The organism is Paenibacillus sp. PastF-3 (genome assembly GCF_029893135.1).
In the GTDB taxonomy this organism is placed as follows: domain Bacteria; phylum Bacillota; class Bacilli; order Paenibacillales; family Paenibacillaceae; genus Paenibacillus_AQ; species Paenibacillus_AQ nitricinens.
Genome location: NZ_JARXWM010000012.1, coordinates 159,323 through 182,057, shown reverse-complemented (window position 1 = coordinate 182,057; position 22,735 = coordinate 159,323). Strand labels below are relative to the sequence as shown.

The following is a 22,735-nucleotide window of genomic DNA, read 5'->3' as shown; positions in this document are numbered from 1 at the left end:
TTATATAAGAAGGTGTTACCAAATTGAATATCATGACATGGATTGACTTATCATTATTCTTCGTTCTTTTCGTTCTATTCATCTACATATTTGTTACTGTAACCATCACTAACTTACATAAGGTTTACTTGACTTTCCATTTCACGATGATGTTATGGCCCTTCTGTCAATTCGCTCTCAAAACTACAGCTGATCCCGATGTTCAATTGTTTTATGTGAAGCTCGCTTTTATTGACTCGATACTGTTAACGATTGGATGGCTTCTTTTTACGATATTTCTAACTGGAAAATCATACCTTCTCCGAAAAAAGAAAACGCTGCTCCTATACATTGTCGCAGCATTGATCTTAATAGGCGTGATAGTCAATCCAAAGCAAAGCTTTGTACTGCCTATGCATGGTGGATATGTTGAAAGATCTTATGGTCCGCTTTTTTGGCTGTTTATTCTCTTCTTGATCTGCACTATTATTATTTCTCTGTATATCATCTATTCAGCGCTTATATCGAACGCCACACAGCGGATCAAAAAACAGGTTACGCATGTACTTAAGGGTGTGCTAGTGCTGACTGTATTTGTATTACTGGATGTCTTTCTTAATGTAGTACTGTTTAAATCTCAGCCGGTGATTCCGGGGATGACCTCTCTGGGAATACTAATCTCTGCGATCTTTTTCGTCATTGCCATCCATCGTGATAAAATATTTGATCTCGTAACCATTGCCCATCAGGATATCATTGACACACTCACAGTAGGTATTCTTGTACTTGATGATAACGAGACTGTGGTAGAGATCAATCGATCGCTTTTGCCAAAAATCAACCTACAGATCGGTGACCGCTTCGACTTATCGACGCTAACACCCCTGGAGCAGACTGCCAGCGCTTTCCGATTGTTTCAACATACATATCTTAAACAGCCCATGGAGAGAACCGAAGTTGAAGTCTTCTACACCTCGCTCCAAGCATACATCAATATTACAGCGGCACCCATTGTCGTAGGCGAGATCATGGTTGGACGGATTCTCACCTTTCAGGATAGAAGTGAACTGCATCGCCTCATTGCTGAGACTAATCAGCAGAACGAGATCCTGCAAGAGCGTAATCTGGCATTAATTGAAATCCAGAATAAGCTTTCTCAGACCAACCAAAAACTCAAGCAGATGGCCATAACCGACAGCTTAACTGGTTGTTATAACCGTCATTACTTAACGCAGTACTTAGAAAAAGAGATTATAGAAAATATGATATTGAAGCAGCCTTTTGCCATCATTCTACTGGATATCGACTTTTTCAAAACGGTGAATGACAATTACGGCCACTTAGTCGGCGATGTTGTAATTTGCAGCACGGTGGAGGTCATTAAGCATTCACTAAGGGAGACGGATATTCTGGCACGCTATGGTGGGGAAGAGTTTATCGTCTATTTACCAAATACGAACCACAAACAAGCAAACCTCTGGGCAGAGCATATCAAATTCATGATAGAGGCCAATAAAGTACATGTGGATGAGATTCCTCATTCTGTATCCATCACTGTAAGCATGGGACTACTCTCTATTAATAATTTTGCAGAGCAGTATGCCGAAAGCCCGACCAATCAGCTAAATGATTTATTCGAATCAGTGGACAAAGCTTTATATCAAGCCAAAAATGCAGGACGAAACCAAATTGTCGAGATCATAAGATGACACGCCTTTAAACATTACCTAAAAAAAGAAAGAATCAGCCCTGCTTTTATAGAAGGTAGGCTGATTCTTTCTTTTATATTTTTTATATCTTTTTAACAAATTCGGATTTTAATTTCATAGCTCCAAACCCATCGATTTTGCAATCAATATCATGATCTCCGTCCACTAAACGGATGTTTTTGACTTTGGTGCCTATCTTCAGAACGGATGAGCTTCCTTTTACCTTAAGGTCTTTGATTACAGTTACTGAGTCGCCGTCGTTTAGTACGTTGCCGTTGGCATCTTTGATAACCTTTTGACTTTCACTATTCTCAGACTCTGATTCTAATGTCCACTCATGTGCACATTCCGGGCAGACTAGTAGACTTCCATCTTCATAAGTGTACTCAGAATTACATTTCGGGCAGTTCGGTAAATTAGACATTGTTTCATTTTCTCCAATCGTAGTTCAAATTCTAGCTGTCTTGCGGCTAATCTTTAAAAGTATATTTCATATGGAGTAATGATTCCACTATATCCAGATAGTAAGTTTGTTCCACGTTTCCTGATTTTCTCCTAGAAAACAAACTACCAAATATTATCTTGTATATGTTTTCACAATTGACTATGATAATACTGTAAAATTTTCATATAAATACATAGGAGAGTGAACAATGATTAGTCAAAGAAGTGTCGCATTTTCCATTATATTATCATTAATTACATGTGGAATATACGGAATATTTTGGTTTATCGTTCTAACGAATGACGTAGGCAAGTTAAGTGGGGACTACACATTTACTGGAGGAAAGCATTTTCTTCTGACATTGATTACTTGCGGGATATGGAGCCTGGTTTGGGCCTACCAGATCGGTAAACATGTTGCAGAAGCTCAAAGACAACGCGGCCAACTCGTGTCCGATAATTCAGCTCTTTATGTGATCCTCACAATCTTTAGTTTTGGTATTGTTACATACGCTTTGGTGCAATCAGATGTTAATAAATTGGTATAATTTTACGATTAATAAGAGGACACAGCCCAAACTATTCTGGAGTGTGTCCTTAAGTCTCCTTGGCTTACTGTATTTCACTGTATGGCTGCCCTTAACCCATATGGGTATTCCTTGTCTGTTTCATGAATGGACCGGATTTTATTGTCCGGGATGTGGAATTACAAGAGCTATCTTATCCTTATTAAAGTTCGACTTCATTCAGTCGTTTAGATTTAACCCGTTACTATTTATTCTAGCACCTTTGTATATGTTGTACTTGATTACTGAAAAGAAGCGTATTCAACCACTTAGCTATTGTATTATGGCTGTAATGTTGATCCTGACCGTTACATTTGGAATACTGAGAAATTTTCCAATGTTTTATTACTTGGCTCCAACAGTAATTGGCTAGCATCAATCACGTTTACATAATAGCTTGAAGTCGCACAATCGCTTGAGCCCGGTCAACCACCTCTAATTTGCTATAAAGATTACTAATATAGTTACGGGCTGTCCCCTCCGCAATATGCAGTGTATCGGCAATTTCGCGATTGTTAAGCCCCCGGATAATGAGCTGCGCCAGCTCCTCCTCCCGTTCTGTCAGACTGATGCGATCTAGGCTAGATCTTTGCCAATGCTCATACTCCTCTGTTAGCCTATTCATCCTTGCTGCCAGTTTAGCTGCTACAGGAGCTGGAAGAATAAACTGACCGGATAACGTATCATGAATCGATGCGATCATTTTATCTGCGTCCATATCCTTCAGCATATAGCCGCTCGCTCCGTAGGCCATCCCCTCAACAATATAATCAGTCTCTATAAAAGTAGTCAGAATCAAAATAAAGATGTCTGGCCGAATCTGCTTTATTCGTTTCAAGGCGCTAATTCCATCCATAACCGGCATTTGAATATCAAGAAGTACTAGATCAGGCTGGAATGCTTCCACCATCTCGCAGGCCTCTTCCCCATTCTTGGCAGCACCAACCACTTCCATATCATCTTCCAGATCTAGAATGGTGCGAAGTCCCTCACGCGTAAACAATTGATCATCGGCAATTACAATCTTAATCTTACTCATTTCTATCCACGACCCTTCGCATTGGCAGATCGATCTCCAGTAAACAGCCCTCATTCATTTCTGAATCGATGGATAAGCTGCCCCCAAGTTGCTCAACCCGTTCTTTCATCGTTCTTAGACCAAATCCCATCACAATAGGACTAGCCCCTAGCCCACTATCTTTTAGCCTAAACTGCAAATTCGCTCCAACAGACTCCAGGCTAAAATGGAACTGTGTACTTTTCCCGTGTCTAATTCCATTCGTTAATCCCTCCTGTAGAGCATGATACAGTGCCTTCTTATAGGCTGTTGACATGGCTTCCGGCAGATCATAAATAACTGCATGGATAACAACGCCTGTATTGCGCTCTGTATCTCTAATCAGCTGCTTCAGCATAACGGTTAAATCAGAATACCGGTCCTCCTTCAGCATATGGACGGAGCCGCGAATTTCATTCAGGCTATGCCGCACAAGATCCTGGGCCTCAGCCAGACGCTGAAATCCACTGTCAATGTCCTTCTTATGGAGTAGCCGCTTTCCAGCCTCAATCTGCAGGATCGTCGACGTAAGTGTATGCCCGACAATATCATGAATCTCTTGGGCAATACGATTACGTTCCTCAAAGACGGTAGCTTCAGCCAAAGCTGCAGACGTTTCACGCATTGAACGCTCCAGACTACGGGTTCTTTCTATGACTTGGTCCTCTAGATTTTTCTTAAGATATTGAATTCCTGAATAAAGCTTAGCATTGGCGATAGAAATGGCGCACTGAGAGCCAAGCAGCTTGAGCACATCAAGCCTGCTCGGAGTAAATACACCTGGTGATAGATTATTCTCCAAATAGAGCAGGCAAACCAATTTATTCTGATTCATGATCGGAAGACAAAGAACGGATTTCAGTTTATGATTCCTAACGTAAGTATTACGCGTAAATATTCCCTCACTGAGTGCATCATGTAATACAACCTGCTCATGTGTTCTTGCCGCATAAGCTATAATTGCTGCCGGAACCAGCGACGATTCTTCCCCAAGCGGTACAGATTCTATATGCTGAGCTTCCGAGGTACCATAAGCCTCAACCATCCATTTGCCATCATGATCAAAAATAACGGCTCCATATTCAGCCCCAGCATTATGGAGCATGATTCGCATCAATGTGGCCAATAATCGACTCATCTCCATCTCACCCGACAAAGCTTGGGCAGACATTACCACGGAAAGAGAATCCACACGATCGAGCCCAGGCTCGCGTTTAATATGCAGCAAATAGCTGTGCTGCTTCTCCAGTTCATCCGCTTTAGCCTTTGCGCCCCATTGCAGATAAGCCTCGTAGGCCTCCGTCATATAGATTCTTGCCAGATGTAATTTGCCATGGCGAAGCCCATATTTGCCATAGCACTCCGCTGCCAATGCTAAATCATGGATATGTCCGTAAATACGAGCGGTCTCAATGGATTGTTCATAGAAGACTTCAGCTTGGCGAGGATCTCGTGATAGACGAGTAAGCTCAGCTTTCATCAATAAATATTTATGCTGATAATTCTCCGGGCTACGCCTAGCAAGCTTTTTCATTTTCTCCAGGCAACCGCGCATTTTTCTCCGATATATGCGCTGCTCTTCAGCATCATATTCCTCATACAACTGCGCCCAAACTAAACCTTCGTACATGGTCTGTGTAGGAGTGTCTAACCCATCCTCACGTGATTTTATAATGGCTGCTGATTTGGCTAATGCCTCACTGGCTTCTCTGTACTCCCCAAATATATAACCTGTCAAATACTGATAGATCCAGACCATTTCCTGTATAAAATCAAAGGTGTCGCCATGAACCGACTGTGCAAAATCAGATTCGCTAATCTCTGTGATGTTAAATGGATCATCCACAGAGCGATAACCTGTCAATCGAACAAGAATGGCCACTGCTATGATAGCCTGTTTACAATGGAGGCTGTTGTTATGGCGCAGCAAAGCTCCAGAATGAGTAATTAACCGATTATAGATATCACCGAGTGGGTGACCAAATTGTAAAAGGGAAGCACAATTGATCAGTATACTCTGGTTACCCTTCCATAGATCGCCCGATTCCAAACCGACTTTACCTGCATGCTCGGTAAATGTTTGGAGCATAGCTGGATCATATTTCCGCCAGCTATCATAGCACATGGCGAATGCAGACAGGGTTGTCACATGAAGTTTCGGATAAGGTTCTGATAAGCTGCAAGCCAGCATGGCCCATTTGAATGTCTCTTCATCATTACGGAAGTAATAGTATTGAAACATGGCGTAGCCTATGAATCCAAGAGAAGCCTCCGGAGTCATCCCATAGTCGAGCGTTAACTCAATCATAGTGAGAGAAGAAGCGAGCCAACCTTCTCGATTAACATAGAAGCAGGAATTGCTCGAATGATCTAAAGTAGACATGGCGATTCTACGTGCTTCATCGGTCATTGGAGGTAAAAGTTTAAGCGACTCGATAGAAACCTTCTTTAGCCTACGCCGCAATCGTAACCACTGGAGCGTCAATTGAACATAACTCGGATCAAATTGATGTTTCACTTTCAGTAACGATAATGTATGCCTCCCTAAAGAGATAACCTCTTCATGGTTATCATTACTTGCTTCCAGTTGAACCCTCATCGCGTAGACATAAGCCTTATCCATATCTGTTGTAGCTTTATGGATTAACAAATGGAATAATTCATTAGTCGTGTCGAAATGGGAACATAAGTATTCGAGCTCAGCCCTTTCCCGAAATACCCGAAAGGTTAGCACATAATGCTGCTCCCAGCTCTGCTCCTCTAATAACGCCGTCGCTTGAAGCAGATATTGTAAGGCTGTCTCATGTGCGGTTGTTTGTTTGGCTTTTATCCCTGCCTCTAAATTCAGCTCTACCAGTTGAAGCCTCTGTTCAGGGTTATCTATCCAGGTAAGTACCTGATTCAAATGATGGACAGCTTCAAATAGGACTGTTCCCTCACTATCAGGGTGACGACCCAGCAATAGTGATCCAATCCTCCAATGCAACTCTGGGAGCTCCTCTTCGGGAACAAGCGCATAAGCCGCCCGATGAATATGGTTGTGCTGGAATTTAAAATGCGTATATTTCTCCCCGCTAACAGGTTGTAGCAAGCGTCCATTTACAGCTACTGCCAACGCTTCGGTCAATATTTCTATCGGAATCTCCGTTATTTCGGCAAGCGTACCCACATCAAATATGCTGCCTAGTAAAGCGGCTCTACTAAGTGCATATACCGTCTGCTCAGGAAATTGCAGTAATTTACTTGATAGATATGCTGCTACATTATCAGGAACATTCAATTCAGTAATACGCTGGAGATTCCATTTCCAGCTTCGCATATTTTCATCAAATTGCACCCGCTGATCATCAATTAAATCTTGAAGGAATTGCTTAATAAATAACGGATTTCCATCAGTCTTATGTAGCAGCACCCGCGCCAGCTCGTCCAAGTCTGCAGCTTCATAACGCATAACATCAAGTAGCAGTTGTTTTATATCGGTGAGTTCAAGCGCTTGTAAAGTGATTCGGCTCATCGCTGCGTTACGGTCGATCAGATGCTTTTCCAATCTACTAAGCGGATGCAGCCTCGTAATTTCCCGATCACGATAGGATAGAACGATTAGCAGATGACTCGTGGCCGTGTCTTCTATAAGCGAAATGAGATATTGCAGCGATGTTTCATCCGCCCATTGCAGATTGTCCAATATCAAGATCAAAGGATGATCTTCATGAGGAAAGAGTTGAATAAATCGGCTCATGATTAATCGAAATCGATGCTGAGCTTCCAACGGAGGCAACGGAGGTACGGAAGGCTGTGGGCCAATCAAGAGTTCAAGCTTAGGAACAAACTGGATCAGCAGCTGCCCATAATTCTCCACCGCTTGTAAAATACGCAGCTTCCAAACCTCCAGCTGCAGCTTCGTTTCCATCAGCAGTTGACTGACCAATTCTTCTATCACTTGATGCCAGATGCCATAAGGAAGTGAGGTATGTAGAGATTCAAATTTGCCTCTGGCGAAAAAAACATCCAAAGAAATCGTATTTTTAAGCGTTTCTTTTAGAAAGGTTGTTTTGCCGATACCACTCTCCCCACTAAGCCAGACCGTCTTTACAGCACCTTGTGATGCTCGTTTCAGCGCTTCTCGTAAGCTAAGTTTCTCAAAATGTCTTCCGTAGAATTTTTCCGATACCATCCAGTGCTCCGGAATATCCCAGCTTCCTAACAAGAAGGGCTCGATGTACCCGAATTGTTCTAGGTGAGTTAGACATTCCTCAAGATCCGACTTAATTCCAAAGGCGCTGGCATATCTCGCACTAGGCATTTTCTCCATGCATTTGCCAACAATGTCTGAGACAGATAGAGGGATAGTGGGAAACCTGCGATGTATAGGCTCCGGTGTATCTGCAAGATGACGATATACAATATCAACCACATCATGAAGTTCGAAGGGAAGACTACCTGACAGGCACTCATACATGATAACGCCAAGCGAATAAAAGTCAGAACGGTAGTCCGGGTTCACCCCTGTTCTGCCCGTTTGTTCTGGCGATATATAAGGAAGCAAAGCATCCGGTCGGCCACTTAATGCTAACAAAGGACTGGAAACACTTTCGGTACAGGACATACGGATATCAATAAATTTCACTTCAAAGGTGCTAGGATTTACGATTAGATGAGCGGGGGTAAGTTCATTAAGTGTTATTTTCTCACGATGAATTTGCATAAGACAATCGGCTATAGCTATGGCAATACGAAGTAGCGCTGGAAGCTCCAGTGAATCAGGTGTATGCAGTATCTGATCCAGCGTAACCCCCTCTATATTTTTCAAGAGAAGGACTGGCCGTTCCGGTGTGAGTTCCAGACTATACGCCTCGACTGCTCCACGACCGTTAAGTCGCTTAAGTATGTCATACTCATAACGAAAAGCATCAACCATAGTAGACCCTGGATACTCGCCTGTAGTTGTCTTGGCGATAAACTTAAGGCCATCTTCTTGACGTAGCAGTCTGTACAGCTTGATATCTGAGGTAGTCTCTATAAAATCTAAAGTTTGGTATCCTGGCAACTCAAACATTAACAGCACTCCCTAGTTACAATTAGGTAGACAGAATACACAATATCGAAAAGTAGTTATACTCATTATATCATCTGATCTCGCCATAGAATCCTATGTTGTAATTAACTTTGTCATCTATTTTGTCATATGACATCTATAAAATTTCATTGTGATAATATAGAAAAAAACACTCAATCATCCCAGAATACGGAGGATTCAAATTGTATCTTTTCTACATAGACTACCCTACGCGATTGGTGATCTGCCTACTGTAGAAGCTATAGGAGCTAGTTCTAGCGATTATTCCCGTGCTTGATATGATATGCATATGGGGAGAGGAAAACATCGTATCCGATGTTAAGTCGGAGACAGAGCCGCTCCAAATTTAACATGGAAAGAAGCAGCATTTCCTTTGATAGAAATGCTGCTTCTTTTTGTTACATCTTGTCAAGAAACTCCACGTACCCCTGCGCGCTGCGGTCCAAAATAAGTGGTAAATCGCTGTTATCTGCTAAATAGTGTTCAGCGCCATAAAAGACAAAGAAAGAGCGGTAATTAGTTTTGCAGTACGACAAAGTCGTTTCAAAGGGAACCAGGTACTGTTCAAGAGTCTTTCCTAAGGTTCCTTCCACGCTAAGATCATGCTCCGTTCCCCCGGCTGTTACGGCCAGAGCCGTTTTTTTGTTTATTAATGCTTTGGCCTTCGATCCGTACGCCCATCCGTGTGTGAATACTTCATCGAACCATTGTTTTAGCAGCGGCGGGGAACTCCACCAGTAGAGGGGAAACTGTAAGACCAGCTTGTCATGAGCTTCAACCAGCTGTTGTTCTTTTTCCACGTCGATCTTTCCATCCGGGTAGGCTTTATAAAGCTCGTGAACCGTATATTTTTCCGGGTATTTGCGGAGCTCCTCTATCCAGCGTTTATTGACGATGGACGTGTCCATGTTTGGATGCGTGACGATAAAAAGTGTTTTCATATGTTTTTCCCTCCTTGAGCGGTATCTGTTTCTGAAACTGAGTGTAACCCACATCAAGGAATTGCGTAAGTACGCACATTTAGTTCATGTACTTACCTAAAGGTGAGTACTCACCGAACTGGACTTAAACGAATCAGCTTTAAGGATGCGGAGGACTACATAGCCGCTTCCTAAATACATTACATACAAAAAAGAAAAATTCAGGAGGTGCCCCAGGAGCTATGAACTGGCTGCTGAGACACCTCCTCGTATATAATGCTGACGACATATTTTACTCATAAGACATTTCATATTTCGTTAGCCCTATCGCGTTTGCGTACAATGCCGCCTGTGTCCGATCATTAACCTGCAGCTTCGCTAAAATCTGGCTGACATGCTTCTTCACCGTAAATTCACTGATAAAGAGACGCGTAGCAATCGTTCTGTTGCACGCACCTTGTCCAAGTTCAATCAGTACTTCCTTCTCTTTCGATGTCAATTCATCCACCGGGCTGCTGCCGCTAATACGCATCTTTTCTTCCATTAGACCAGGATCATAGTACTTTCTCCCTTTATGCACTAACTGGATAGCAAAGAGTAACTCTTCCGGCAGTGCCTCTTTTAGGACATATCCGTTTACTTGTGCTTCTTCAGCCCTCAAAAAATCCTCTCTGCTTGCAGAGGAAGTCAGCAGAATGAACTTACTAACCATGCCGCGAGCACGTGCTGTCTTAATGACATCCAAGCCCGATTCATCAACAAGCTTTAGATCAATGAGAACAATATCCGGCTTTGTCGCTTCAATCACATCAAATGCTTCTTGACCATTCGTAGCTTCACCAGCGAATTGCACACCTGGCTGCATTGAAATGACAGATGCCAGCCCTCTTCTAACTAACGGATGATCATCCACAATAACGATTTTCATAGAAACCACTCCCTCAAACAATCATGCATTCTTTAATTTTTCAGAGCAAAGCGTCTTAGGATACCTTCCAATTAACCTCTGACCGCTTGGCTCCCTCCATTTTGAGTAAGATTTCTGATTTAAACCCAGCAGCTCTTGCAAATAAACGATAAGGCAAGGTGCTAATTATCGTATTGTAGCTTGTCACATTTGTATTATAGATCCGTCTACTGGCTGATAATTTTTCCTCTAAAATATTTATACTTCGTTGCAATTTAATATACTCATCACCAGCCTTTAGCTCGGGATAATTGTCCACCTGAACATTTATGGTATGAAGATACTTCTCCATTTCCACGTATCTAGTTAGTTTCTCAACAGGTAGCTGATGATCCTTTAAGCCCGCACGCATTCTATTCACTAACGCCAATGTCTCACGATCATTTACGGCATAAAAGATAACCATTTCCGATACTTCCATCAGCGCCTCAAATCGTTGCTGTAAATAGGCTTCAATGGTAGCAAAGGACTCTTTCGCACGATTACGCATCATGATCAATTGGTTGCAAGCAACGATTAAATAGGCTCCAGCTATAATAACGATGATCAACCCGATTCCTAACATTTGCATCACCTCTAGATATTTATATTTTTGATACCGTTTAATAGCAGAAATAGAAATTTAATTTAATTTCATACACTTCTGATTAAGTATAGTGAAAAGAATAGTCTGCTTATAGTGAGCGTTGTCATTTCTTTTGTCATATGACAAATTGGATTTTTTTGCAAAACAAACTTTAAAAAGGTCTTCCTGATAGGCTACTGTTTTGGAGTCAACCCACATAATCTAAGTAAATAATCTAATCAAGGATGTGTTTGCCATGAGTGGCACTACAGGATCATCACGCCGTTTAGAGAGGCCCAATTTTCTTGTTATTCTCGTAGATGAGGAGCGATATGCCCCCATATATGAACATCCCGAAATCAGAGAATGGCGACGTCAGAATCTAGTCACACAGCAATTATTAAAATCCCATAGCCTTGAGTTCCACAGACACTACATCGGAACTACGGCCTGCTGTCCCAGCCGGGCAACCCTGTTTACAGGTCACTATCCTTCGCTCCATGGTGTCAGTCAAACAGTAGGAATTGCCAAAGAATCCTTTGATTCCAATATGTTTTGGCTGGATAGTAACACTGTACCTACAATGGGTGACTACTTCCGGGAAGCCGGTTACCAAACCCACTATAAAGGGAAGTGGCATATCTCCAATGAGGATATTATCATTCCCGGTACCCATGACAGCTTGCCCAGCTATAATTCGGTGACTGGCGTCCCTGACAGGCAGCTTGAAGAAATTTATTTACGAGCGAACCGTTTAGATAACTTTGGGTTCTCTGGTTGGGTGGGACCTGATCCGATTGGAAAAAATCCGCGAAACTCTGCTTCCTCAGCCGCGATCGGATTAAGTGGACGCGACGAGGTATATGGTGCAGAAACTGTAGAAATCATTCAAGCACTGGATCGCCAAAAAAACCAGAACAACAACGCTCCACCCTGGCTTCTCGTCTCTTCCCTTGTAAATCCACATGATATTGTTCTATACGGAGCCCTCACTGCACATTTGCCTAATTTTAGGTTTGAGGTCGAGCCTATGCCTGAGGTTGCTCCCTCTCCGACGCAAAATGAATCATTAGCTACCAAGCCGCGCTGCCAAGCCAGCTACCGGGACCTCTATCCAAAAGCCTTGCAGCCTATTATTGACCAGCCTTTTTATCGCCAACTGTATTATCAACTTCAAAAAAACGCGGACCTTCAAATGCGAAAGATCTTCGAGACTCTAACTCGCTCTTCTTTCTATGACAATACCATCGTCATCTTTACTTCCGATCACGGAGATTTATTAGGAGCTCATGGCGATCTCCATCAAAAATGGTACTCTGCCTACGAAGAATTTCTACATGTCCCTTTTCTCATCCATAATAGACGCTTATTTCCCAAATCTCAGGATGCCCATGCCCTAACAAGCCATGTAGATCTGATTCCTACTATGCTGGGGCTCGCCAATCTGGACATCACAAACCTTCAGAGCCGTATGCAAAATAGATTCAGTGATGCCCGCCCTTTTGTGGGCCGTAATCTTGCACCTCAGATACTGGGGCACGATTCCTCTGGGATTGCTGATGCCCCCGTCTATTTCATGACCGACGATGATGTGACTCGCGGCCAGCATCAGACAAATCCCTTGGGAGAACCCTATTCCTCCGTCGTTCAGCCGAACCATATTGAAACGATTCTAACGTATCTCCAAAGAAAGGGTCGGACAGAGCTATGGAAATTTTCCCGCTATTTCGATAATCCTAAGTTTTGGAGTGAGCCCGGGGTACAGGATGTCACGCTCCAGCCTGTGGAGGGAAAACCCGGTGAATGGACTACAAAAGTTAAAACAGTACCCGTACCTGAGGAGTTTGAGCTCTACAACTTAACTGAAGATCCTTTAGAAGCTCGCAACCTTGCTCACACCACCCTAGCAACAGTGCAGAGCAGAAGTATTCAGCAATGGATGAACCATCTACTAGCAGAGCAGCGGAGCCAAAAGCGCTTAACGCCTACCCAGACGGCCACCAAATAAAAGTGAGGCTTATTAGATAAGCTCAATAAAAAACAGGCGAGTCATGGTTGAATACACCATAATTCGCCTGTTTTCCTGTGCCTATGAATTTAAGGATTATTAATAAAAGAAATCAATTGCACGAGATTACCTGCAACTTGATAAGTTACCCCTAGCATGTAAGTTCCCTTCTCTTCGTTCGATAGGTCTAGGGTGAACACCTCTGGATTAGCTGCCCATTCATTCATATCAAACATAATTTCTTTAAATGTCCCAGTGTTTCTAACCCCTGCTGAACTAGGAATTACTTTACTGCCATCGAGCCCTTTCACCAGATTGGTCAATTCAACTACAGGACCCTCTAATTGTGCTATCTCAATCACTTGTGGGTCGGCCAATAAGCTAGTCAGCTTAGTCAATCCTTGTAGTGGAGAGAAATCCGTAATTTCATTTCCAGCAATATTAAGTGTTTCTAAGTTCTTAGCATACTGAAGACCTTCCAAAGATTTAGCTCTTCCAGTTTCGCTCGTTAACGTCGTAAGTTTATACATGTCCCCTAGCGTTAGCTGTCCAGATACGCCTAGTGCGGCCTTGATTGAGGCACTTAAATATGGGTCTGCAATCGTGATTTCTTGCGTAAGGTCTATTTCGGTCAGACCCTCTGCTGCCTGTTGTAACGCCGCTACGGCTGCATCTACCTCACTTTGTGTGACCGAAGGATTAGCCAAAGCTGCTTCTGCACCCGAGAGACTGGCCGTAAACACCGCAATACTCTCGGCTGTGAAACCTTCAAGAGAAATTGCTTTCGCCACAGCAATCGCTTGTTCCAGATCTCCAGTGAATAGGTGATCTCCATTCGCGAAATGTAGTTTGGTCCCCCCCCATGTAGCATGGTCAGATCCGTTGCCATTTCCACCGTCTGTAACGACTAACTTCAGCTCTTGGGCTCCATTAACATCTAACTCGATAAATTTCTGTGGATCTCTGGAGTTCATAAGTCCACTATCAAACTTCTTCTCTCCATCGACGAACACTTCGAAGCTCACCGAACCAACCGTACCGTACATTTGCCGATCTACACCCACATAGGAAGTGAAGTAGTCCGCGTTCTTATCGCTTAGATCGTATACAATCGTCGAGTTGGAGTGCGCTCCAATCCCTCTCTCGTAAGACACCACTTGATTGCCCTTATCTGTTAATCTCAGCGTATTGGCACTAACAGATTTGTCCTTCAAAGGTGCGGTATAGCTGTTCTGAGTAGAGTTCCAGTCGTAATCCGTCAGATACGTAAAATCTGTCATGTCTACTACGGCTATAGTTCTAGTCTTCGTGGTCGTATTTCCATCACTATCGGTTACCATATAAGTGATCCGATACTTTCCAGCTTTGTTGAATTTAACCTGATCTTCACCCGTAACCTTTACTTGAGCCGTTAAGTCACCATCTTCTGAATCCGTTGCCGAATAGCTTTCGTTTATGGCTATGGCTTGCCCCACTTTGGTGGATACAGGTTTAGGGATCGTAAGCTCCGGTGTACTGTTCAGAATCATAAACTTCGCATCCGCAAAATCACCGTGATCTGATGCATTTCCGTTACCTGCATTATCTAATACCAATTTCAATTCACTTACACCCTTCACAGGGATTCGAGCTATTTTAGCTTCCGTGCCAAATTTCATCAGTCCGCTATTATATACTTCTGCCCCATCGGCAAAGATTTTGAAGATCACACTAGAATTATTTTGCTCTGGGATATTTCGGTCAACCCCTACATATGTTTCAAAATATTCGAAATTAGCACCCGCCAGATTATACACAATTTCAGAGTTAGCATGCGTTCCTAAGCCCTTCGTAAATTCTTTGGTTACGCCATTTACAAGTAGTTTAATCGGATTGTTAGAACTTGCCTTATCCTTACGAACCACATTATAATCCGTTCTTGCCGACTGCCAAGCTGTATCACTCAAGTATTTACTAGCGCTGTACACAACGATCTTTCGGGTCTGCACAGCTGTATTCCCATCCCGGTCTGTAACTGACAGTTCGACGGTGTAAGTGCCTGTTTTACTTGAAGTGAAACCATTCGGGTTTACCTCAACGGCTCCAATCAAGTTACCATCTTCCTTATCAACGGCTGTGACATCAGTCAAAATATCAAATTCACTATTCAACTGAACGAAAGTTGTCTCTTCCGGCACTGTGATGGTCGGCTTACTTGAAGTATTCGTAAACTTCGCATCGGCCCATACCGTATGATCTGAAGCATTGCCATCTGTAGCATCTGTGGTAACCAGCTTCACTTCGCGCGCACCTGTCACAGGTATTTTCACAAATTCATGCTCTGTCCCTGCCCGGAAAACATCACTCGCGAATTTCTTCTCTCCATCTACATACACTTCAAAGGTTGCAGAGGATGGCTTTCCTTTCATCGCTTGATCGATCCCGATGTAGCTTTCAAAGAAGTCATAACCTATACCCTCAATATCATAAACAACTTCAGAGTTCGCATGTACACCGATTCCCTTGGCATAGGTTGCAGCTAGCCCTTGTCGAACAAGGCTGATGATTCCACCAGAAACGGCTTTATCTTTCTTTAATTCACCCCAACCAACAACGACTGACTTGGCATTAAGATCCGAAAGATAAGCATAGTCACTCGTTACCGTAACCAGTGTTTTTTTGGTTTCTGTAACCCCTTCGTTCTTCACTTCATATACCACTTCGTAGTCGCCTTTTTGCGTTACATCAACGGTATTTGCTTTCAGGGTGACATTAGCCGTAATATCGTTTCCTAGATAGTTAGTCGCTTTTACATAGTTCATCGGATCAAAAGCTTGATTAAGCTTTAACGTGATTTGATCTTCAACAGATAACGCTGGCTTGAAGGCTTTAACCTGTACCGGCTTCAGTGGGTTCAGCTTCTTATCATAACCAACGATCTTGTACGTATAATTGATGCTGTTATCTACATTCGTATCCACGAACTGGTCAGTCCCTGTAAACCCTACTAACTTATCGTCTCTATACACCTCATAACCTAAGAAATCTTTCTTAAGATCCGTATCCATACTGAAGCTTAGTGTGTTCGATTTAGCAGTAGTGTTAGGCGTGATATTAACCTTTATCGCAACATTCTTATCTGCTATTCCTGTTCCTTCATAATGAACCACTGAATTGTTTAAATACCAGAGCTTTTTCGGTGCTGGATATTTAGCTAACTTCTCTTTTGTTTCAGGATTCACAGTGAAGCCATGTCTGGCAAAATAGCTACTTAAGTCTAACCCCAGCACTTCAGAGGAGAACTCCACCAAATACTGCTGCTTGGAATTGTCGCCGTTCGGAAGGGAGACCTTCCGCTCGCGGTACAGCTTGGTCAGTTCTGTCCAGTAACCCGGATGCGCCAATTCTAACTGCCAATAGGCACCAAGCTGTGCAAATAAGCCCTGCTGATTCATAACCACTTTATTTTCTTCGATTACATATTTATATATATCACTTTCAAAAGGAATACGAGTATCCATCGAGTCCGCATAGACTGACATCAGCATAGACACCATATTATTGGTTACTTCACCATATTCTCGTTCGCCCATCGCCAAGCGATGCCCTATTTCATGATTCAATCCCCAGCCTGGATAGACTTTGTTAAAATCACCTAACATTGTCCCCACGGTTCCAAGTTGTATCCCTGTATGGTCCCCCGCTGCATACATCGCACCATAAGGCTGCATCAATCGGATATTCTCACGAATTAGCTTGGCATCATGAATCACACTACTGCCATCCAAGCCATAGAAGTCAAAGATCGTCTTCATCCAAGTATCATAGCCGGTTACGGTACCCAGCGGATCATTTTCTTGCGTAATAAACATGTTATAAGCTTCTGTCGCAGTGCCTGTGAAAATAACATGATCGCTGACCATTTCCACCACATCAATGAGCTCGCGATCTTGAACATTCGGATGCGCTGCCTTATCTTCATCTATTTTTTGTTTATAGGTGGTTAAGAAGGCTTTGAATTGTTCAGGATCTGTAATCTTGGTCATCATAGGGATCTTGGTAAGCCCCTCGAACCGGATCATAGGTGCTTTACCTTGTTCCTCCGCTGTATATGGATTGACGATATACACTGTACCGCCCTTAGTCACTTCATGTGCATAATAACTATTCGTCGCAAATTCAGGAACGGTTATTGTGTTTTTACCTGGACGCAATTTCACACTGCTAGCCCAAACGTTCCAAGCCGCCTCTTGTTGAGAAAAGACTAAAGAAGGCAATTTATCGCTCGAAGCTGCGTCCACATAAACGTTGATCGTATCTCCAGGCATTGCAACGAGACCTGTAGGCTGGTTGTTCGTACCGAAACCAATTCTCAGGTTTTCTTGCGCATGCTTTTTCATATCTCCACGTTGTTCCGCCTCAATGATGGTGCCTTCGGTTTGAATTTCACCATTCACTAGCTTCTTAGCTAAATCCAAAGAATCCTTCAGGATTGGATAGAGCGGATGTACTTTTGCCGCTTCTTCTAATTCGTTGATTGCTTCGACGCTATTATAAGCAGGAACAACCGCACTCATCGTGCCATCTGTGAAAATACCATTTACAGCTTCACTTACTTTATCCTCTGTATAAAATCTAAATTCGGCTGCAAAGGGTCTGTTGATATTGGCTTTTGTGAACTTGAATTTCAATCTTTTAAACTTCGTAGGTTCAAATTTAAACTCCAGAAAGTCATTCGTACTATTCGCGGTTCCGCTAGATACGAGCTGGAAGGTCTCTCCCTTACTTGTTTCTGATGCATAAATTTGAAAAGCCTCTGGGAAGCCTTTGCGGTTATCTCTAGCCAGGAAAGCCACTCTATCTAATACTTTCGCTTGTGCTAACTCAAACACAACTTCATTCGTGAAGCTGTCGTCATTGTTTTTATTGGTTTCCCAGTGTGTATTCGGTTGGTCATCGAGCATGTATTCCGGTTTCGTACCTGGGTAGCTTCCGCCGTTCACCGTTACTTTTGATACGTTTGAGTTGGGCATTCTATAAGCTTCGCTATAGGCATTTTCATATGCTGTACCATAGCCTTTTAGCTTCGAAACCTTAGCCGCTGTTGCCTCTATTTGATGATTCTCCAGAAGTACTTTTGCATTCTCTATATCTGCTTGAAACTGCGCGTACAGTGGATGTGTCTGCACTTCTTGTTCTAAAGCCGTTAATTTCTCCATCGTATTAAATGCTGCGCTAACTTGACTCAAGCTGTCATCTGTGAATAAATTTTTCATTTTAGCGGATACGGCATCTTCTTTGTAAAAAGAAAACTCAGCCGCACTCGCCCAATCTTGGTTAGCTTTTTTGAAGACAAATTTAAGTCTCTTAAAGGTTGCCCTGTCAAACTGCACCTCTACTACGTCACCTGCTGAGCCTTTATATTCTCCAGAGGATACTAGCGTATAATCGCCTGCATCCGTTGTTGAGCCATAAATATCAAATTCCTGGGCAAACCCCTTACCCTTTGCGCTGGATTGTCTTGCAGCATATACGATTCTATTTAATTCAGTGGACTCATTGAATACAAAGACAACCTCATTCGTAAACGTTGAACTATTCGGTTTGCCCGTTTCCCAATGCGTACTCATATCGCCATCAATAGCCTTTGCTATAGGTGAACCTGAGTAGTTACCACCGTTATTGGTAATGGATTTAATATTCGCAGGATTCATTCTAAAAACATCATTATAAGCGCCTAGGATAGCCTTGCCGTACAGATCAAACGGAATAACTGACGCATTGCTTATTAGGTCAGCCTTGCTTTGTACTACAGTGTTCACTACAGTTACCTTGCTTACATCACTTGCTAAAGCATAACCTGCCTCACTCGAAAAGCTAGCTAACATGGCTGCCGATGTAGCGATTGCAATCATTTTTTTCATCTTTTCTACCCCCCAGATGTAATATGAATCTCTTCAATGCCTAAAAATGAGCACAAAAAAAACTACCCCGAAAGAGTAGCTTGATTGCAGCTAAAGTTGCATAAAAATTAAGACTTAATTTTTATTAAACCTTAAAAACAAAAAGCGTTATACACTCTTTGGCAGCTGGCTGACAATAGTCGTGATAACCTTAGTCCCTATAGCTTTGCGTCCCTACATTTCCATAGGTTTGCCTATGAAGTTTCGATTACATTACAAAGGTTAACATAACTATGCATCTTATTGCATGATTATTTGGTATGAAATTGATATTTGATCGACATAGGTAATTGCAATCAATTTCCTCTAACTGATCGATATTATTTATCAACTGTCCCAGACGAAGAGTGATACTTTAGGACTGGAGGAGCGTTCAACCTCCAAATAGTCGCCGAAACCAATTCCACACATCACCTGTGATCGGAATTAACCCAAAGCCATGCTCGCCAACCGCGATTAGACCATATGCCCATTGTCCAATAGCTACGGCTCCCCCAGCAATCCGTCCTATGGCTACCGCTCCAAATGCCGTATCCCCTATGGCGACAGCACCCAACGCTTTTTCGGCTATCGCGATCGCTCCTACAGCCACTCCTGCAATAGCAATCGCCCCAGCTGCGAAGCCAAGCCAGCTAAGTGCTATCGCTCCAAGTGCTAACCACATTCCTAGTGATATTGCACCCACGGATAGAACCCCTACGCTTATCGCACCTATGGAAATCAAGCCTACAGCTATATCTCCAATAGCAATTAATCCAACAGCTGTCTTCACACGAGGTCTGCTGCCATAACCCTGACCAGAGTAGCGACCTAAATTGCTGCGAATACTTACCACTGGAAATGAGGGAGAAGGCCACTGATAATCAATCTCTCGCCCTTCCCAGCCCCTGGAATCTGCCCAACGTGTGATGTATTTATGCCATTCCATATTCATCCGACCCCCTTCTCAATTACCTAAATTGTACAGCCCCGGGGCTCACCTGTAATCAGACTCTGACCTGAATTCATCTCATCCTCTAGACGGAGATCTACTCATTAGGATCACTGTTTGGGAATAGGGTCAGGTTTTCCAAATAAATATCCCTGAAACAACTGATAACCACTCTGCTTAAGCCATTCAAAGTCCTCTCTAAATTCCACTCCTTCTGCTAAGGGAACGGATTGGATTTCTAATGCCTTTTCTAAAAACTGTTCTGCTACTTTCTGTTTGCTCGGATCACTAGACACACCCTGAACATATTTCATATCCAGCTTCATGTAATGGGGTTTAAGTGCCAATAACATCTCGATTGTGCTGAAGCCTTCGCCAACATCATCTAGAGCGTATTCAAATCCCCGATCCTTGTAATATGTCAAAATAGCTTTCAAATGAGCAAGGTCATCCACTTTCTCCGTCTCAACAACTTCAAAGACAAAAAGAGAGGGATCTACGCCTAATTGATTGGCCAATTCAACTGTTGATCTTAGGCAGAACTCTGGAGCGTAGATCGACGTTGGGATAAAGTTAATAAACGTTTTTTTATTTAAGGGTGCAGCACATTTTACAGCAGTCATTCTACATAACCGGTCTAAAGCATATAAACGGCCACGATTGCGTGCCGCCGTAAAGATCTCATTAGGATAGATAAGGGCTCCATCTTCTTTTTTAAATCTGGATAAGACCTCATATGCAAAAATCTCTTCCTTTGCATTCACGATTGGCTGGAAGTGACAAATCACTAACCCCTTAGTGATAACCTCATCAATCCACTCCATATCAAGTACAGTGGGCATCTCGGATAGAGGTCTCCATGTTTGGTCATCTATACGGAATTCAATCTGCTTCGACGCCATATGATCATTACAGAAATCCAGAAAATCCCGCGCCCCAGCCTCTTTAATCGTAATCACATTTTCTTCTACCTTATGTATCGTATTGCTTCTACTCAAATGATGAATAACCTCAGGTAACATCCTTAGATTAAGCTCGCCATGAGCCTTAATTTCAAAATTCAGCTCTCTTACTACACAATGATTACAAGCCACATTCATAACCCCTTTCATCTTCGATTCTCTTAAAAAGCTCCCAGAACTACTATTCTCAATCAAAATCCGTTTACTCCAGTAAGTACGACAGGTCTAACACGGTTAACTGTTGATGTTGAATCTCAATAATCTTTTGCTCTTGCAGATCTTTAAGCACAAGGGTAGCCGTCTCCCTGAGCGTTCCGATTATATCCGCGAACTGCTGATGGGTCAGCCGGAGATTAATCCTCATCTCGCCTTGCTCCTCTATCCCGAATATTTGGTATAGTCTTCTTAGAGTAAAAATTGCACGCGCTCTCGCAGCATGAAATTTCATTTCGGGTAATAACCGATTCGATAAAAATAAACGATCCATTTGCAGCAGCATCAATTGTTCCTTAACTAACGGGTAGTGTATCGTTCATCGCCACCGCTGATATCACTCTTGCATTGGAGGGATGGATCACATCCAGATCGCCAAAGAAATCCTCTTTTCCAAAAAGAAGCTTCCATCTCATTATTCCTTTCTAAAACACGCCATAGTTTTGTATGCCAACATACAGATAATAAATCATTATCCTGTTATATTCTATCGTAACGATTGCCCATACCAATAACAAAGGAGAACCTTCTATGAGATATAATTTTGACGGAAAAGGACTTACAGAAACGCCAGAGATCGTGTTTGAGAGCAATCCTCTACTAGAACTGAGCATGTACAACAACCATATTAAAGAGATTCCCGATCAACTCTTCCTTCATGATGAATTAGAGGTACTAAATTATGCGGGTAATGACATCGAACGGTTATCCGAGAACATCGGTCGTTTAGTTCACTTAAGAATGCTTGATTTAGGCCATAATCGACTCAAGGTATTGCCGGAGAGTATTGGAGAACTACGGGGGTTGGATTCTTTTCTATACCTAAGTAATAATCAGTTCGAGCAGCTGCCGGAGCAGCTTTGTAATCTCCAGAAACTCAAGTATCTGAATGTAACAGATAATAATCTCAAGCAACTGCCTACTCTTTTAGGCGCAATGAGCAGTCTAATTGAATTGCGGCTATATTACAATCAGCTAGAAAGTCTGCCAGATTCAATCACACAAATAAAAGGGCTAAGAGAGATCCATCTGTATGGTAATCAACTGGTCTTGTTACCCGAGCATTTGGGTGCTATAGAAGAACTTCGGATACTTGATTTAAATGATAATCGAATCACTGAACTACCTTCATCCATCGGTAAACTAAGCAAGTTAAGAAAACTGAACCTTCGAAAAAATAAACTGAATCAGCTGCCTGAGCAAATAGGTCAATTAAGCAGCCTTGTTGAGCTTGACCTAAGAGATAATAACCTGCAAGAAATTCCGAAATCCCTTCTACAACTAGAGCGATTAGAGAAACTGGATCTCAGATGGAATCACAGCTTGAAGGAAACAGACATTTTAGAGCAATTAGAGCAAAGAGGATGTATCGTTTATAAATAACAAAAAAGCCCC

15 protein-coding genes and 1 riboswitch are annotated in these 22,735 nt (G+C 42.6%); of the genes, 5 read left to right on the top strand and 10 right to left on the bottom strand.

All coding sequences use genetic code 11. The features are described from left to right. Window positions 1-32 precede the first annotated feature (32 nt). Window positions 33-1,688, top strand: a complete 1,656-nt coding sequence (locus M2444_RS22455) for a histidine kinase N-terminal 7TM domain-containing diguanylate cyclase (protein ID WP_094875417.1) — start codon at window positions 33-35, stop codon at window positions 1,686-1,688. A gap of 82 nt (window positions 1,689-1,770) precedes the next feature. Here the strand turns inward: M2444_RS22455 and M2444_RS22450 are convergent, their stop codons facing one another. Further along, on the bottom strand, window positions 1,771-2,112 hold the full coding sequence (locus M2444_RS22450) for a zinc ribbon domain-containing protein YjdM (protein WP_094868417.1): 342 nt from the start codon (window positions 2,110-2,112) through the stop codon (window positions 1,771-1,773). 229 nt (window positions 2,113-2,341) lie between these two features. Between M2444_RS22450 and M2444_RS22445 the strand changes: the two genes are divergently transcribed. Further along, entirely contained in the window at window positions 2,342-2,680 is a 339-nt protein-coding gene (locus M2444_RS22445) for a DUF4234 domain-containing protein (protein ID WP_094875359.1), read from the top strand. Further along, window positions 2,661-3,071, top strand: a complete 411-nt coding sequence (locus M2444_RS22440) for a DUF2752 domain-containing protein (protein WP_094875358.1) — start codon at window positions 2,661-2,663, stop codon at window positions 3,069-3,071. The genes M2444_RS22445 and M2444_RS22440 overlap by 20 nt, the downstream gene beginning before the upstream one ends. A 12-nt stretch (window positions 3,072-3,083) precedes the next feature. Here M2444_RS22440 and M2444_RS22435 read toward each other — a convergent pair whose 3' ends face one another. From M2444_RS22435 to M2444_RS22415, 5 genes are all read right to left on the bottom strand, one after another. Continuing rightward, window positions 3,084-3,737, bottom strand: coding sequence for a response regulator (locus M2444_RS22435; protein WP_094868420.1), 654 nt, complete (start codon window positions 3,735-3,737; stop codon window positions 3,084-3,086). Then, window positions 3,730-8,811, bottom strand: coding sequence for an AAA family ATPase (locus tag M2444_RS22430; RefSeq protein ID WP_280788076.1), 5,082 nt, complete (start codon window positions 8,809-8,811; stop codon window positions 3,730-3,732). The genes M2444_RS22435 and M2444_RS22430 overlap by 8 nt, the downstream gene beginning before the upstream one ends. Window positions 8,812-9,230: 419 nt before the next feature. After that, window positions 9,231-9,773: an NAD(P)H-dependent oxidoreductase gene (locus M2444_RS22425; RefSeq protein ID WP_280788075.1), complete on the bottom strand. Its 543-nt coding sequence runs from the start codon at window positions 9,771-9,773 to the stop codon at window positions 9,231-9,233. A 271-nt stretch (window positions 9,774-10,044) separates the two neighbouring features. After that, on the bottom strand, window positions 10,045-10,680 hold the full coding sequence (locus tag M2444_RS22420; RefSeq protein ID WP_280788074.1) for a response regulator: 636 nt from the start codon (window positions 10,678-10,680) through the stop codon (window positions 10,045-10,047). Window positions 10,681-10,735: 55 nt separating this feature from the next. Further along, window positions 10,736-11,284, bottom strand: a complete 549-nt coding sequence (locus M2444_RS22415; RefSeq protein ID WP_179281471.1) for a LemA family protein — start codon at window positions 11,282-11,284, stop codon at window positions 10,736-10,738. Window positions 11,285-11,540: 256 nt separating this feature from the next. On the opposite strand from M2444_RS22415, the gene M2444_RS22410 reads away from it, so the two are divergent. Beyond that, on the top strand, window positions 11,541-13,292 hold the full coding sequence (locus M2444_RS22410) for a sulfatase family protein (protein ID WP_280788073.1): 1,752 nt from the start codon (window positions 11,541-11,543) through the stop codon (window positions 13,290-13,292). An 89-nt stretch (window positions 13,293-13,381) separates the two neighbouring features. On the opposite strand, the gene M2444_RS22405 is transcribed toward M2444_RS22410, so the two are convergent. The 4 genes from M2444_RS22405 to M2444_RS22390 all read right to left on the bottom strand — a co-directional run bounded on the left by M2444_RS22405 (window position 13,382) and on the right by M2444_RS22390 (window position 21,575). Then, window positions 13,382-19,195 (bottom strand): NPCBM/NEW2 domain-containing protein, encoded by a 5,814-nt coding sequence (locus M2444_RS22405; RefSeq protein WP_280788072.1) that lies wholly within the window; start codon window positions 19,193-19,195, stop codon window positions 13,382-13,384. Between the two features lie 157 nt (window positions 19,196-19,352). Continuing rightward, window positions 19,353-19,439: riboswitch (cyclic di-GMP riboswitch) on the bottom strand. A 168-nt stretch (window positions 19,440-19,607) separates the two neighbouring features. Continuing rightward, on the bottom strand, window positions 19,608-20,162 hold the full coding sequence (locus tag M2444_RS22400; protein ID WP_094868427.1) for a hypothetical protein: 555 nt from the start codon (window positions 20,160-20,162) through the stop codon (window positions 19,608-19,610). A gap of 113 nt (window positions 20,163-20,275) precedes the next feature. After that, window positions 20,276-21,277, bottom strand: a complete 1,002-nt coding sequence (locus M2444_RS22395) for an EAL domain-containing protein (RefSeq protein ID WP_306440366.1) — start codon at window positions 21,275-21,277, stop codon at window positions 20,276-20,278. Between the two features lie 52 nt (window positions 21,278-21,329). After that, window positions 21,330-21,575, bottom strand: coding sequence for a helix-turn-helix domain-containing protein (locus M2444_RS22390; RefSeq protein ID WP_256989673.1), 246 nt, complete (start codon window positions 21,573-21,575; stop codon window positions 21,330-21,332). Window positions 21,576-21,871: 296 nt separating this feature from the next. Between M2444_RS22390 and M2444_RS22385 the strand changes: the two genes are divergently transcribed. Next, entirely contained in the window at window positions 21,872-22,723 is an 852-nt protein-coding gene (locus M2444_RS22385; protein ID WP_280788071.1) for a leucine-rich repeat domain-containing protein, read from the top strand. Window positions 22,724-22,735: the final 12 nt, after the last annotated feature.